The following is a 13,647-nucleotide window of genomic DNA, read 5'->3' on the forward strand; positions in this document are numbered from 1 at the left end:
CGCGTCACAGCCCGCGCGCCCGGGCGGCCGCGTCGATGAAGCCGCGGGCCGCGGAGAACATGGCCGGCTCGTCGAGCAGGAAGGCGTCGTGGCCCTTGTCGCTCTCGACCTCCACGAAGGCCACCGGCGCCGCGGCGGCGTTGAGCGCGTGGACGATCGCCCGGGAGTCGCGGGTCGGGAACAGCCAGTCCGAGGTGAACGAGATCACGCAGAAGCGGGTCTTGGTGCCCCGGAAGGCGTTGGCGAGCACGCCGCCGTGGTCCTCGGCGAGGTCGAAATAGTCCATCGCCCGGGTCAGGTAGAGGTAGGCGTTGGCGTCGAACCGCTCGACGAAGCTCAGGCCCTGGTGGCGCAGGTAGCTCTCGATCTGGAAATCGGCGTTGAACGAGAAGGTCGGCGCCGTGCCGCCCTGGAAGCGCCGGCCGAACTTCCGGTGCAGCGCCGGCTCGGACAGGTAGGTGATGTGCGCGCCCATCCGGGCGACGCCGAGCCCCTTGGCGGGCCGGGTGCCCGCCTCGAGGTAGCGCCCGTCCGCCCAGGCGGGGTCGGCCATGATCGCCTGCCGGCCGACCTCGTGGAAGGCGATGTTCTGCGCCGAGTGGCGGGCGCCGGTGGCGATCGGCATCGCGGCGAAGACGCGCTCGGGATAGAGCGCCGCCCATTGCAGCACCTGCATCCCGCCCATCGAGCCGCCGATGCACAGGAACAGGTCCCGGATGCCGAGATGCTCCAGCAGCATTGCCTGGGCCCGGACCATGTCGCGGATCGTCACCAGCGGGAAGTTCAGCCCGTAGGGCCGCCCCGTCGCCGGGTCGATCGAGGCCGGGCCGGTGGAGCCCATGCACGAGCCGATGACGTTCGAGCAGACGACGAAGTAGCGGTCCGTGTCGATCGGCTTGCCGGGGCCGACCAGCGTCTCCCACCAGCCGGGCTTGCCGGTCACCGGGTGGGTGTGGGCGAAGTACTGGTCGCCGGTGAGCGCGTGGCAGATCAGGACCGCGTTCGAGCGCGCGGCGTTGAGCGTGCCGGCGGTCTGGTAGGCGATCTGGAAGGGCGCGAGCTCGACGCCCGCGTCGGTGAGCAGGGGCGTGTCGGCGGCGAAGCGCGCCACCGGGCTCCGCGGGTCGAGCGCCTGCGAGCGCTCGGACGCGCGCCGCGCCGGCTCGTCGATCGGGTCCGGCCTCAGGGCCGTGTCCGTTTGGGTGTCCATGGCGGGTCTTGACGACCGTGTATCGGTTCGGATCCGAACCGGGAGAGCACGGGATCGCCTGACGCGCCGCACTCGCCCGACGCGGCCAGCCCCGCCGAGGTAATGCGCGGGGGGCCGAGCGTCAACGCGGGCGGGCCGGTCGGTCAGGCCCGGTCGGGTCGCTCACGCGATCGGGGCGGCCATCACGGCGAGCCCCAGGGCGGGCAGGCCGAGCGCGAGGGCGGCCCGGGCATCCAGACGGTCCGCGCGGACGCCCGCCCGCCAGTGCCGGCTCGCCGCGCTCTCGATCAGCATGCCGGCGAGCACGAGACCGCAGCCGATCAGGGCCTGCATCGAAACCATGGGAACCTCGCCCGGACAGCCGCGCGACCGGGGGCGCCGCGCGTCTCGGCGCGCCCCCGGTTGCCGCTGAGAAAGTCCGTCCGGTGTCTGACGGTTCCTCGCCGACGCCTCAGCCGACGCCTCAGCCGGCGCCTCAGCCGGCGCCTCAGCCGGCGCTTCAGCGCATGGCGGCCGCGCAGGCCGCGAAGACCAGGGCGGCGCCGGCGGCCGTGATGCAGCCGTTGGCCCAGGGCGCCGCCTCGGCGCGCCGCAAGCGGCAATCCGCGGCGACCGAAACGAGGATCCCGATCAGGAAGAGGCTGCAGGGGATCAGGTCACCGGGCATCGTCGATCCATCCAGGGGTTGCAGGTCGGGGCACGCCCGACGCGCCCCTGTTCTCCCGGTTCAACAGGCCGAAACGTGGCGAGTGCCCCGCGGCATTTGCGCGTCGCCGATTTGCCGCGGCGCCCCGGATGGATCGCGCTGGTTGAAGTCCGCCGATGAAGTCCCGCCGATCAGGTCCTGGCCGAGGCCGGCCGGGTGTCGAAATCCTCCGGGCCCAGATCGAGGAGGTCGTTGGGGGTCTCGGTCCGGTCGTAGGCCTGGCTCGCCGCGGCCTCGATCACCGGCTGATTGCGGGCGAACAGCTCCAGGGGGGCGAGGTCGGCGCCGCCGAACTGCTGGCGCAGCACGGGAACCGGGACCTCGACCGCGATCACCCGCTGGCCGTTCGTCATGGCGAAGCGGATCAGCGAGTCGTCGGCGGGGAGGATGTGGGCGCCGCCGTCCAGGTAGCGTTCGAGGGGCATGCGGGGATCCTTCGTGGTGGGCGCCTGTCGGCGGAGCGCCGGCATACAGGCACGACTCCGTGGGGCCGGACAAGTCGCCCCGGCCGGGTCGGGCCGCCACCTCCGGAGTCGGCCCCGGGTTCACCGGCCGAGGAAATGCTGTAGACGGGCGCGGAACCGACCGAACCCCGCGCATCCCGAGTCGCACCGCAATGTCCGCCCCCCGACCCGCCCGTCCGGAACCGCGTCCCGGCGTCCTGGCGATCGACACCTACGTGCCCGGCAAGAGCGGGCGGCCCGGGGGCGGCAAGGTCTACAAGCTGTCCTCCAACGAGACGCCCCTCGGCCCGAGCCCCGCGGCGCTGGCCGCCCTCCACGCGGCGACCGCCAAGCTCGAGACCTACCCGGACGGGCGCGCCACGGTGCTGCGCACCGCCATCGCCCGGCGCTACGGGCTCGATCCCGAGCGGATCGTCTGCGGCGCGGGCTCGGACGAGCTCCTGTCGCTGCTGGCCTACGCGTATGGCGGGCCGGGCACCGAGGGGATCTACTCGGAGCACGGATTCCTCGTCTACCGGATCGCCATCCTGGCCTCGGGCGGCGAGCCCGTGGTCGCGCCCGAGCGCGACCTCACCGTCGACGTCGACGCGATCCTGGCCCGGGTCACCGACCGGACCCGGATCGTCTACGTCACGAACCCCAACAACCCGACCGGCACCTACCTGCCGTTCGACGAGATCCGCCGGCTCCACGCCGGCCTGCCGCCGCACGTGCTGCTGGTGATCGACGGCGCCTACGCCGAGTACGTCCGCGCGAACGACTACTCGGCCGGGCTCGAGCTGGCCCTCGAGGCCGAGAACGTCGTGATGACCCGCACCTTCTCGAAGATCCACGGCCTCGCCTCCGTGCGGATCGGCTGGATGGTCGCGCCGGCGCACGTGGCGGACGCGGTCAACCGGATCCGGGGCCCGTTCAACGTCTCGGGCCCGGCGATCGCCGCGGGCTCGGCCGCCATCGCCGACGAGGCGCACATGGCCGCCGCCGCCGCCCACAATGCCGAGTGGCTGCCGAAGCTCACCGAGGGCGCCCGCGCGCTCGGCCTGGAGGTCACGCCGAGCGTCGCGAACTTCCTGCTGATCCACTTCCCCGACGCGCCGGGCCGCTCGGCGGAGGACGCGGACGCGTTCCTGACCGAGCGCGGCCTCATCACCCGGCGGGTCACCGCCTACGGCCTGCCCAACGCCCTGCGGGTGACGGTCGCCGGGGCCGAGGCGAACGAAGCCTTCCTGGCCGCGCTCGGCGACTTCGTGCGGGGCCGGCATGGCTGAGACGTCCGTGGCCGGGGCGCCCGGGACCGAGGCGCCCGCTATCGGCCGCCTCGCCATCGTCGGCCTCGGGCTGATCGGCTCCTCGATCGCCCGGGCGGCGCGCCGCTACGGCCTCGCCCGGACCATCGTGGCGGTGGACCGCGACGCGGCCGTGCGCGCCCGGGTGCGCGAGCTCGGCATCGCCGACGTCGTCACGGGCGACCCGGCGGAGGGCGCCGCCGGCACCGACCTCGTCATCCTGTGCGTGCCGGTGGGCGCGATCGGGGCGGCGGCGGCCGAGATGGCGCCGCATCTCAAGCCCGGCGCGATCGTGTCGGATGTCGGCTCGGTGAAGGGCGCCGTGGTGGCGGCGGTCCGGCCGCACCTGCCCGAGGGCGTCGCGCTGGTCCCCGGACACCCGATCGCCGGGACCGAGTTCTCGGGGCCGGACGCGGGCTTCGCGACCCTGTTCCAGGGCCGCTGGTGCATCCTGACCCCGCCCGAGGGCACCGATCCGGCGGCGATCGAGACCGTCCGCGCCCTGTGGGCGGGGATGGGCGCCGACGTCGAGACGATGAGCGCCGAGCACCACGACCACGTGCTCGCCATCACCAGCCACCTGCCGCACCTGATCGCCTACAACATCGTGGGCACCGCGGCCGACCTCGAGGCGGCGACGCAGTCCGAGGTGATCAAGTTCTCGGCGAGCGGGTTCCGCGACTTCACCCGCATCGCGGCGTCGGACCCGACCATGTGGCGGGACATCTTCCTCAACAACCGCGAGGCGGTGCTGGAGATGCTCGGCCGGTTCAACGAGGACCTGTCGGCGCTCGCCAAGGCGGTGCGCTGGGGCGACGGCGACGCGCTCCACGCGATGTTCACCCGCACCCGGGCGATCCGGCGCAGCATCGTGGCGCAGGGCCAGGAGACCGCGGCACCGGATTTCGGCCGGCCGCGTCCGCCGGAGGAATAGGGAAGGCGGCGGACCGACCCTCACACGGACTGGGTCCCTCAGCGCCGTCTTTGCGAGCGCAGCGAAGCAATCCAGGGGGGCTCTACGCTGTGGGGGATGTCGCGCTGCCCTGGGTCGCTTCGCTGCGCTCGCGATGACGGGGAGCGCTCACGCCGGCGGGCGGTTGACCAGCACCGGCTGCGCGGCCGTCCGCTCCGGGAACAGCTGCTTCAGGGCCTCGAGCTTCGGCGCGTCGTTGGCGGCGATGTACGGGTGGCCGGGGTGCAGGGCCATGAAGTCCTGGTGGTAGCCTTCCGCCGGGTAGAACGCGGCGCCCGGCTCGATCCGGGTGGCGACCGGCCGCGCGTAGGCCTGGGCCGCGTCGAGCTGGGCGATGTAGGCCCCGGCCACCCGCGCCTGGTCGGCGTCCTGCGGGAACAGGGCCGAGCGGTACTGGCGCCCGGCATCGGGTCCCTGGCGATCCACCTGGGTCGGGTCGAGGGCCACCGAGAAGAAGATCCGCAGCAGCTCGTCGTAGCGGATGACCGACGGGTCGTAGGTGACCGACACGGCCTCGGCGTGGCCGGTCCCGCCGCCGCTCACGGTGCGGTAATCGGCCTCCGCGCGGGTGCCGCCGGCGTAGCCCGACACCGCGCCGCTCACCCCGCGCACGTGCTGGAACACCCCCTGCACGCCCCAGAAGCAGCCGCCGGCGAAGACGGCCACGCGCGGCCCCGGCGGCTCGGCGGAGCGGGTCACGGCCTCCGGCAGGCGCCGGGGCGCCTCCTCGGCGAAGGCCGGGAGCCGGGGGAGCAGGACGGCAGCCGCGAGGCCGAGCCCGAGACTCGCCCCGAGGACCGGGCGGGAGAGGGAGCGAAACGTGTCGCGAAGAGCCATGGTCAACCTCCTGCCGGATGCTGACAGCCCGTTCGCGCCGGCGCCCGATCCGGTTACGCGCGCGGCTGGCCGCATTGCGGTGACGGCGACATGGGTCTAGGCACCCGGCAACAGATCGACACGCGCGCGCAGGATCCGTCCCGTGACCATCGCCCCCGAGCCCAACTCCTTCCGCACCGGCCCCGACGAGCGCGGCCGCTTCGGCATCTTCGGCGGCCGCTTCGTCGCCGAGACGCTGATGCCGCTGATCCTCGAGCTGGAGGCGGCCTACGACGCGGCCAAGCAGGACCCGACCTTCCAGGCCGAGATGGAGAGCTACGGCACCCATTATATCGGCCGGCCGAGCCCGCTCTACTACGCCGAGCGCCTCACCGAGCACCTGCGCGCCAAGGCGCCGGCGGGGCAGGGCGCCAAGGTCTATTTCAAGCGCGAGGAGCTGAACCATACCGGCTCCCACAAGGTGAACAACGTGCTGGGCCAGATCCTGCTGGCCCGCCGCATGGGCAAGCCGCGGATCATCGCCGAGACCGGCGCCGGCCAGCACGGCGTCGCCACCGCGACGCTCTGCGCGCGCTTCGGCCTCAAGTGCGTCGTCTACATGGGCGCGGTCGACGTCGCCCGGCAGGCGCCCAACGTCTTCCGCATGAAGATGCTCGGCGCCGAGGTGATCCCGGTGGAATCCGGCACCAAGACCCTCAAGGACGCCATGAACGAGGCGCTGCGCGACTGGGTCACCAACGTCGCCGACACGTTCTACTGCATCGGCACGGTGGCGGGCCCGCACCCGTACCCGGCCATGGTCCGCGACTTCCAGTCGGTGATCGGCCGCGAGACCCGCGAGCAGATGATCGCCCAGGAAGGCCGGATCCCGGATTCCCTCGTCGCCTGCATCGGCGGCGGCTCGAACGCCATGGGGCTGTTCCACCCGTTCCTGGACGACCGCGAGGTCGAGATCTTCGGCGTCGAGGCCGCGGGCCACGGCGTCCAGTCGGGCCTGCACGCGGCCTCCCTCACCGGCGGCAAGCCGGGCGTGCTGCACGGCAACCGCACCTACCTGCTGATGGACGGGGACGGCCAGATCGCCGACGCGCACTCGATCTCGGCGGGCCTCGACTATCCGGGCATCGGCCCCGAGCACGCGTGGCTGCACGAGATGGGCCGGGTCACCTACCTGTCGGCGACCGATTCCGAGACGCTGGAGGCGTTCAAGCTCTGCTCGATGCTGGAGGGGATCATCCCCGCCCTGGAGCCGGCCCACGCCCTGTCCAAGATCCTGGAGCTCGCGCCGCAGCGCCCGGCCGAGCACCTCATGGTGCTCAACATGTCGGGCCGCGGCGACAAGGACATCCCGCAGGTGGCCGAGATCTTCGGCACGAAGATCTGAGGGCGCGCGGCGGCGGTCCTCCGCCCGCCGCGCCCCGCCTGTCCCGCGCGCGGACCGTCGGCCTCAGGCGGTCTCGATGTCCGTGAGCGGGAAGTCGTTGCCCTTGTAGAGCAGCGGGATGCCGTGGGCGCGGGCACAGGCGTAGGCGAAGCAGTCGCCGAAGTTCAGGCCGGCCGGGTGCCGGCCCTTGCCGAAGCGGTCGTAGGCGTCCAGCGCGCCCGCTTCGGCCTCCGGCGGGACGGCCAGGATCTCGATGCCGGCGAGGTCGAGATAGGCGTGCACCGCCTCGCGGGCGGCCGGGACCGGGAGATCGAGGTGGCGCGCCACGGCCACGCCGGTTTCCCAGACCGCCAGGGGCGACGTCACGCGGCGCAGCGCCCGCTGAAGCCGGGCCGCCAGGGCGGCCGCATCCGTCTCGTCGGTGAGGATCGCCGTGAGGGCCGACGCATCCACGAACATCGGGTCCCGCCTCAGGTGCGCTCGTACAGACCGTCGATGAACGCCGCGTCGGCGGGCTTCCGGTCCGGACCGGCACGCTCGTGCAGGGCACGGACGAAGTCGGCCGTCCGCTCGACGAGATCGGGCCGGTTCGTCTGGCGGGCGATCTCGTTCTGAAGCGCGCGGCGCACCGCGTCGGTCTTGCTCGTGCCCAGCAACGCCATGAGCTGGGCCGCGAGGGCGTCGACCTGCGGATCCTTGACGTAGAGCGGCATGCGCGGACCCCTGGGATATCCCGCACAGCGCTAATTTATATCCTCGGACGCCGCAAGACGGAGCGGGCCGGAGCGGGGCGCGGGGCCGCGGCCGCTCACCGCACGGTCACCGCACAGTCACCGCACGGTCACCTGATCCTTGATCTTCTCGTAGACCGACCGGCTGAGCACGCGCTTCGACAGCAGCTGCTCCACCGACGTGTAGGGCCGCTTGGCGACGATCGCCCGGCCGATGGCGCCGCCGCCGCGCAGGCGATTGAGATCCGCCACCGAGGCGGTGTTGAGATCGAGGATGGCCAGGGCACGGGGACCGGCGCTGTCCTCCGCCCGGTCGACCTCGGCCTGACCGGCCGCCTCCTGCGCCGACGGATCGGGCTGCGCCTCCCGCGGGGGCGGCTCGGCGGGGAAGGCCGTCGCGCCGGAGGGCATCTGCGTCGGCGCCGGAGCGCCGCCGGACGGGGCGGGGGCAGGCTCGACCGCCGCCGCGGGCGGGGCGGACGGAGCGGGCGGGGCGGGCGGCGCCGCAGGAGCCGCAGGGGCCGCAGGGGCCGCAGGAGGCGGCTCGACGCGCCGGACCGTCGCCGAGGGCTGGGGGGCCGCCGGTGTTTCCGGAGCGGACGCGGGCGGAATCGCCGGTCCGGGTGCGGGGCTCGGCAGCAGGGCCTGCACCACCGCCGCGAGGATGCCGGCAATGATGAGGAGAACCGAAACTCTGAGGATTGCAGGACCGCTGAGCACGCACCACTCGACGAGGATTAAAACTATATGCATCTACAGTTAATGATATCCTTGCACGTCGTCCAATCCACGCCCGAAACCCGGCGGGTCATCCCCAGGGTATGAGCGGGCCCGTACCGCGGCCGGGGGCGGGACTGCGTCGGCGGCTGGGTGAGCGACTCGGCAAGCGCCTGGGCGAGCGCGTCGGCGCCCTGCGCTACCTGCCGACCCTGTTCCGGGAGATCGCCGCCGCGAGCCCGCGCCTGCTGGCGGCGAGCCTGTCGCTGCGCCTCGTGGCGGCCTGCCTGCCGGTCCTGACCCTCTACCTCGCCAAGCTCATCCTCGACGGGATCGTGGCCGAGCACGCCCGGCCGGCGCCGGAGGCGGGGCTCGCTTCGTGGCTCGCCGATCCCGGCCGGGCGCGGCTCGCCGGCCTCGTCGCCGCCGAGTTCGGCCTCGCCCTGCTCTCGGACCTGACCGGCCGGCTCTCGAGCCTCGTCGAGACCCTGATCGGCGACCTCTACGCCAACGCGGCCTCCCTGCGGCTGATGGCGCACGCCGCCGAGCTCGACCTCGCCCAGTTCGAGGACAGCGCCCAGCAGGACCGGCTGGAGCGGGCCCGCCGGCAGGTCAGCGGCCGCACCGGCCTCATCGGCACGGTGTTCGGCCAGTTGCAGGGCCTCCTGACCCTCGCGACCCTGGCGGTCGGGGTCGCGGCCTTCACGCCCTGGCTCGTGGTGCTGATCGCCGCCGCCCTGGTCCCGGCGGTGCTCAACGAGTGGCACTTCACCAAGGCCGGCTACCGCCTCGCCTGGATCCGCAGCCCCGAGCGGCGGCGGATCGACTACCTGCGCTACCTCGGCGCCAGCGTCGAGACCGCCAAGGAGATCAAGCTCTTCGGCCTCGCGGGCTACCTCACCGGGCTCTACGCCGCGGTGGCGGGGCGGCTGCTCGCCGAGAACCGCGGCCTCGCGGTCGCCCGGGCCGGCTGGGGCTTCGCCTTCGCGAGCCTCGGGACGCTCGCCTACTACGCCGCCTACGCGGTGATCATCTGGCGGACGGTGGCGGGCGCCTTCTCGGTGGGCGACCTCGCCTTCCTGGCCGGCGCGTTCCAGCGGCTGCGCGGCGGCCTGGAGGGGCTGCTCCTCGGGCTGACCCAGATCACCGGCCAGGCGCAGTACCTCGAGGATTTCTACGCCTTCTTCGCGATCCGGCCGCAGATCCGCTCGCCCGCGCGGCCCGCGCCGGTGCCGAGCCCGATCCGCTCCGGGCTGGTCTTCGAGGGGATCGGCTACCGCTACCCGGGCAAGCAGGCCTGGGCGCTGCGCGACCTCTCCTTCGCCGTCCGGGCCGGGGAGACGGTGGCGCTGGTCGGCGGCAACGGCGCCGGCAAGACCACGATCGTCAAGCTGATGACCCGGCTGTACGACCCGCACGAGGGCCGCGTGCTCCTCGACGGCGTGCCGCTGGCCGCCTACGACCTCGACGACCTGCGGGCGCGGATCGGGGCGATCTTCCAGGACTTCGTCCGCTTCGACCTCACCGCCGGGGAGAACGTCGCGGTCGGCCGGATCGCGGCCGCCGACGACGCGGACCGCATCGCGGCCGCGGCGGCCCGCGGGCTCGCGGCCCCGGTGATCGAGCGCCTGCCCGGGGGCTACGCCCAGCCGCTGGGCAAGCGCTTCGCCGGCGGCCTCGACCTCTCCGGGGGCGAGTGGCAGAAGGTCGCGCTGTCCCGGGCCTACATGCGCGAGGCCGAGATCCTGATCCTGGACGAGCCGACCGCCGCCCTTGACGCCCGGGCCGAGCACGACGTCTTCGCCCGGTTCCGGGAACTGTCGGCCGGGCGGACGGCGGTGCTGATCTCGCACCGCTTCTCCACCGTGCGCATGGCCGACCGCATCCTCGTCCTGGAGGGCGGCCGGGTGCTGGAGGAGGGCAGCCACGCCGCCCTCATGGCGCGGGGCGGCCGCTACGCCGAGCTGTTCGCCCTCCAGGCCGAGGGCTACCGGTAGGGCGGACGCGGGCGGATCGGTGCGCCGTCCGGCGCGGGTACCCGGCGGTTCGGGGGCGGCCCAAGCATTGCCCGATTCCCTGAGCCTGCTATCTGCGGCGGACCGAACCGGGGTTGTCCATGCGCCTGCGCCTCTTCCCACTGCTGACGGCCGGTCTTCTCGTCTGCGCCGGGCCCGCCCGCGCGGCCCCGCCCGCCGCGCCCGAACCGGAGGCCAAGCCGCCAGCGCCCGGAATCGTGCTCGCCAACCACCGCGCGGTCTACGACCTGTCGCTGGCCGAGGGCGGCGGCACCCGCTCGGTGGAGAGCGCCCGCGGGCGCATCGTCATCGACTTCCGGGGCGACGCCTGCCGCGGCTACACGATGCAGACCCGCCAGGTGACGGAGCTGTCCTCCGGCGAGACCGGCGCGCGCCTGTCCGACATGCGCAGCACCACCTTCGAGGGCGGGCAGGGGCGCGAGTTCCGGTTCAAGACGACGACGCTCACCAACAACAAGCCCGCCGCCCCCGTGGACGGGACCGCCTCCGAGCTGGGCGACGCCCTGACGGTGAAGCTGAAGGGCGGCCCCAAGCCGTTCACCGTGGAGGGGCCGGTCCTGTTCCCGAGCGAGCACATGCGCCGCCTGATCGAGGCGGCGCGAGCCGGCCAGTCGACCCTCGCGGTCAAGGTCTTCGACGGCTCGGACGACGGCCGGAAGGTCTACGACACCTTCGCGGTGATCGGCCACGCCGCGACCGGCCCGGCCCCGGCCTCCGGCTCGACCCGCGACAAGCCCCTGCGCGACGGGTCGCTGGCCACCATGCCGCGCTGGCCGGTCCGCCTCAGCTACTACACCGAGGGCGCCGGGGAGCGGACGCCGATCTACACCCTCGGCTTCGACCTCTACGAGAACGGCGTCAGCGGCGCGCTCAAGCTCGATTACGGCGACTTCGCCATCCTGGGCGACATGACCGCCCTCGACATCGACGCCAAGGCGGGGCAGGCCGACAGGGAGGCGGGCAAGGGCTGCACGCCCTGAGGCCCCGCCTCACGCCCACGCGTCGTCCGGCCGCGGCGAGAGCGCCTGCCAGGCCGCGGCGATCCGCTCCGGCTTGATCCCGAGGCCGTTCGCGCAGGCGACGAGCACGTTCTCGTCGCCCATGACATGGTCGAGGACGCCGACCAGGAAGGCCGGCTCCCGGGCGCTCGCGCGAAGCGTGTCGGGGCTCAGGCCGCTCGCCGCCAGGAAGGGCAGGAGACGGTCGTCGTCCCCAGCGATCCACAACAGAACGTCCAGGGCGAGCCGTTCGGCCGACTCATGCCCTTGAAGAGGTTTGCCATTCATCAACATGTGAACGCTACAAAGGTGACGGAGGGGCTTCACGGCCCGCTAATCATGATCGGCGCGCACCGGGACAACGGATCATGAAGAAGACGGTGCTGATCGTCGAGGACAACGAGTTGAACATGAAGCTGTTCAACGATCTCCTGGAGGCGAACGGCTACGCGACGCTCAAGACCGCCCACGGCATCGAGGCGATCGAGCTGGCGCGCGCCCATCACCCCGACCTGATCCTCATGGACATCCAGCTCCCCGAGGTCTCCGGCCTCGAGGTGACGAAGTGGCTCAAGGAGGACGACGACCTCAAGAGCATCCCGGTGATCGCCATCACGGCTTTCGCCATGAAGGGCGACGAGGAGCGGATCCGCGAGGGCGGCTGCGAGGCCTACCTGTCGAAGCCGATCTCGGTCGCGAAGTTTTTGGCAACGGTTCGGGCCTATCTTGAACCGCGTTGACGCCGGCGAGGCGTGCCGTTGAACCGGACCCCCGGCCGCGCCGGGCCGGGTGACCGGTTCAACCGTCCGTCCCGTCGTGTCCGCCCCGGCCCCGGCGGCCGACCGGCGGCGCGCCCCCACGGCACACGGCGCCCGGTCCGGGCCGCTCACCCGCGCCCGCACGAGGAACCATGTCGGCCCGTGTCCTGATCGTCGACGATCTGTTCCCGAACGTCAGGCTTCTGGAGACGAAGCTCGGCCTGGAATATTTCGACACGCTCGCGGCCATGAACGGCCGGGACGCGATCGCGATCTGCGAGAAGGGCCTCTGCGACCTCGTCCTGCTCGACGTGATGATGCCCGGCATGGACGGGTTCGAGGTCTGCCGGCACCTCAAGAACAACCCGCTCACGGCCCACATCCCGGTGGTGATGGTCACGGCCCTCGACCAGCCCGCGGACCGCCTGCGCGGCCTCGACGCCGGGGCCGACGACTTCCTGACCAAGCCGGTGGACGACACCGCTCTGTTCACCCGGGTGCGCAGCCTCGTGCGGCTCAAGGCCGTGACGGACGAGCTGCGACAGCGCGCGCTCGCCTCCCGGGAGTTCGGGATCGGCGATCCCCTGGCGCTCGCCACCGCCGAGACCGGCCTCGACGCCCGGATCCTGCTGATCGAGGACCGGCCCGGCTCGGCCGAGCGCCTCGCCGGGGCCCTGCGCCAGCACCACGTGGTCACGGTCGAGCCCGACCCGCAGGAGGCCCTGCGCCTCGCCGCCGAGGAGTCCTTCGACCTCGCCCTCGTGAGCCTCGACCTCACCGGCTTCGACGGCCTGCGCCTGTGCAGCCAGCTCCGGTCCCTCGACCGGACCCGGGCGATGCCGCTGATCATGCTCGCCGAGGAGTACGACCGCGCCCGGGTGGTCCGCGGCCTCGATTTCGGCGTGCACGACTTCCTGATGCGGCCGGTCGACCGCAACGAGCTGATGGCCCGGGTCCGCACCCAGGTGAAGCGCAAGCGCTTCACCGACGCGCTCCGGGGGGCGATGCAGGCCTCCCTGCAGATGGCCGTGACCGACGCGCTCACCGGCCTGCACAACCGGCGCTACCTCGACAGCCACCTCGGCACCCTGTTCGGCGACGAGGCCGCCCGCCGGGCGAGCCTCGCCGCGCTGATCCTCGACATCGACCACTTCAAGGGGATCAACGACAGCTTCGGCCACGAGGCCGGCGACGAGGTGCTGCGCGGCTTCGCCGAGCGGGTCCGCCAGCACACGCGGCCGATCGACATCGTGGCGCGCTACGGCGGCGAGGAGGTGGTGGTGATCCTGCCGGAGGCAGGCCTCGTCGAGGCGCAGGGCATCGCCGAGCGCATCCGCGAGCGCGTCGAGGCGGTGCCGTTCACCGTGCAGGGGGCGACCCGGACCGTGTCGGTGACGGTCTCGATCGGCGTCGCCGTGCGCCGCGGCGAGGATCTCGGCCCCGCCGACATGCTCCGCCGGGCCGACCTCGCCCTCTACCGGGCCAAGGCGGCGGGCCGGAACCGGGTCGAGTCGCAGGCGGCCTGACCGGCGGCCTGACAGGCGTCC

General features: G+C 72.9%; 16 protein-coding genes. 7 read left to right on the plus strand and 9 right to left on the minus strand.

Translation table 11 applies throughout. From position 1 onward, the window contains the following. Nucleotides 1-4: 4 nt before the first annotated feature. From metX to ACX9MN_RS15740, 4 genes are all read right to left on the minus strand, one after another. A complete protein-coding gene (gene metX, locus ACX9MN_RS15725; protein ID WP_020095220.1) occupies nucleotides 5-1,210 on the minus strand; it encodes a homoserine O-acetyltransferase MetX in 1,206 nt (401 codons plus the stop codon). Nucleotides 1,211-1,372: 162 nt separating this feature from the next. After that, on the minus strand, nucleotides 1,373-1,552 hold the full coding sequence (locus tag ACX9MN_RS15730; RefSeq protein WP_020095221.1) for a hypothetical protein: 180 nt from the start codon (nucleotides 1,550-1,552) through the stop codon (nucleotides 1,373-1,375). A 157-nt stretch (nucleotides 1,553-1,709) separates the two neighbouring features. After that, entirely contained in the window at nucleotides 1,710-1,877 is a 168-nt protein-coding gene (locus ACX9MN_RS15735; RefSeq protein ID WP_020095222.1) for a hypothetical protein, read from the minus strand. Between the two features lie 170 nt (nucleotides 1,878-2,047). Continuing rightward, nucleotides 2,048-2,341, minus strand: coding sequence for a hypothetical protein (locus ACX9MN_RS15740; RefSeq protein WP_026605255.1), 294 nt, complete (start codon nucleotides 2,339-2,341; stop codon nucleotides 2,048-2,050). 191 nt (nucleotides 2,342-2,532) lie between these two features. Here ACX9MN_RS15740 and ACX9MN_RS15745 point away from each other — a divergent pair, with 191 nt between their 5' ends. Continuing rightward, nucleotides 2,533-3,648 (plus strand): pyridoxal phosphate-dependent aminotransferase, encoded by a 1,116-nt coding sequence (locus ACX9MN_RS15745; protein ID WP_091682520.1) that lies wholly within the window; start codon nucleotides 2,533-2,535, stop codon nucleotides 3,646-3,648. Beyond that, nucleotides 3,641-4,600: a prephenate/arogenate dehydrogenase family protein gene (locus ACX9MN_RS15750; RefSeq protein ID WP_042673722.1), complete on the plus strand. Its 960-nt coding sequence runs from the start codon at nucleotides 3,641-3,643 to the stop codon at nucleotides 4,598-4,600. The genes ACX9MN_RS15745 and ACX9MN_RS15750 overlap by 8 nt, the downstream gene beginning before the upstream one ends. Before the next feature lie 147 nt (nucleotides 4,601-4,747). On the opposite strand, the gene msrA is transcribed toward ACX9MN_RS15750, so the two are convergent. Further along, nucleotides 4,748-5,476 carry a peptide-methionine (S)-S-oxide reductase MsrA gene (gene msrA / locus ACX9MN_RS15755; protein WP_489724878.1) on the minus strand — a complete coding sequence of 243 codons (729 nt, stop codon included), beginning with the start codon at nucleotides 5,474-5,476 and terminating at the stop codon, nucleotides 4,748-4,750. 142 nt (nucleotides 5,477-5,618) lie between these two features. Between msrA and trpB the strand changes: the two genes are divergently transcribed. Continuing rightward, nucleotides 5,619-6,860: a tryptophan synthase subunit beta gene (gene trpB, locus ACX9MN_RS15760; protein ID WP_020095227.1), complete on the plus strand. Its 1,242-nt coding sequence runs from the start codon at nucleotides 5,619-5,621 to the stop codon at nucleotides 6,858-6,860. A gap of 63 nt (nucleotides 6,861-6,923) precedes the next feature. On the opposite strand, the gene ACX9MN_RS15765 is transcribed toward trpB, so the two are convergent. From ACX9MN_RS15765 to ACX9MN_RS15775, 3 genes are all read right to left on the minus strand, one after another. Continuing rightward, the gene (locus ACX9MN_RS15765) at nucleotides 6,924-7,319 is read right to left on the minus strand and encodes a type II toxin-antitoxin system VapC family toxin (protein WP_489724879.1); all 396 of its coding nucleotides are present in this window, start codon (nucleotides 7,317-7,319) and stop codon (nucleotides 6,924-6,926) included. A gap of 11 nt (nucleotides 7,320-7,330) precedes the next feature. Next, nucleotides 7,331-7,573, minus strand: coding sequence for a type II toxin-antitoxin system VapB family antitoxin (locus tag ACX9MN_RS15770; protein ID WP_020095229.1), 243 nt, complete (start codon nucleotides 7,571-7,573; stop codon nucleotides 7,331-7,333). A 117-nt stretch (nucleotides 7,574-7,690) separates the two neighbouring features. Further along, nucleotides 7,691-8,002: a helix-hairpin-helix domain-containing protein gene (locus tag ACX9MN_RS15775; protein WP_489724880.1), complete on the minus strand. Its 312-nt coding sequence runs from the start codon at nucleotides 8,000-8,002 to the stop codon at nucleotides 7,691-7,693. A 410-nt stretch (nucleotides 8,003-8,412) separates the two neighbouring features. On the opposite strand from ACX9MN_RS15775, the gene ACX9MN_RS15780 reads away from it, so the two are divergent. Continuing rightward, complete coding sequence (locus tag ACX9MN_RS15780) at nucleotides 8,413-10,305, plus strand: ABC transporter ATP-binding protein (RefSeq protein ID WP_489724881.1); 1,893 nt, start codon at nucleotides 8,413-8,415, stop codon at nucleotides 10,303-10,305. Nucleotides 10,306-10,424: 119 nt separating this feature from the next. Continuing rightward, nucleotides 10,425-11,324, plus strand: coding sequence for a cell envelope integrity EipB family protein (locus ACX9MN_RS15785; RefSeq protein ID WP_489724882.1), 900 nt, complete (start codon nucleotides 10,425-10,427; stop codon nucleotides 11,322-11,324). A 9-nt stretch (nucleotides 11,325-11,333) separates the two neighbouring features. On the opposite strand, the gene ACX9MN_RS15790 is transcribed toward ACX9MN_RS15785, so the two are convergent. Continuing rightward, complete coding sequence (locus ACX9MN_RS15790) at nucleotides 11,334-11,636, minus strand: DUF3572 domain-containing protein (protein WP_307188484.1); 303 nt, start codon at nucleotides 11,634-11,636, stop codon at nucleotides 11,334-11,336. A gap of 74 nt (nucleotides 11,637-11,710) precedes the next feature. Here ACX9MN_RS15790 and ACX9MN_RS15795 point away from each other — a divergent pair, with 74 nt between their 5' ends. Next, nucleotides 11,711-12,082: a response regulator gene (locus tag ACX9MN_RS15795; protein ID WP_007560977.1), complete on the plus strand. Its 372-nt coding sequence runs from the start codon at nucleotides 11,711-11,713 to the stop codon at nucleotides 12,080-12,082. Nucleotides 12,083-12,252: 170 nt separating this feature from the next. Beyond that, nucleotides 12,253-13,626 carry a PleD family two-component system response regulator gene (locus tag ACX9MN_RS15800; protein WP_091682506.1) on the plus strand — a complete coding sequence of 458 codons (1,374 nt, stop codon included), beginning with the start codon at nucleotides 12,253-12,255 and terminating at the stop codon, nucleotides 13,624-13,626. Nucleotides 13,627-13,647 lie beyond the last annotated feature (21 nt).

This window comes from Methylobacterium sp. 1A (assembly GCF_058072805.1).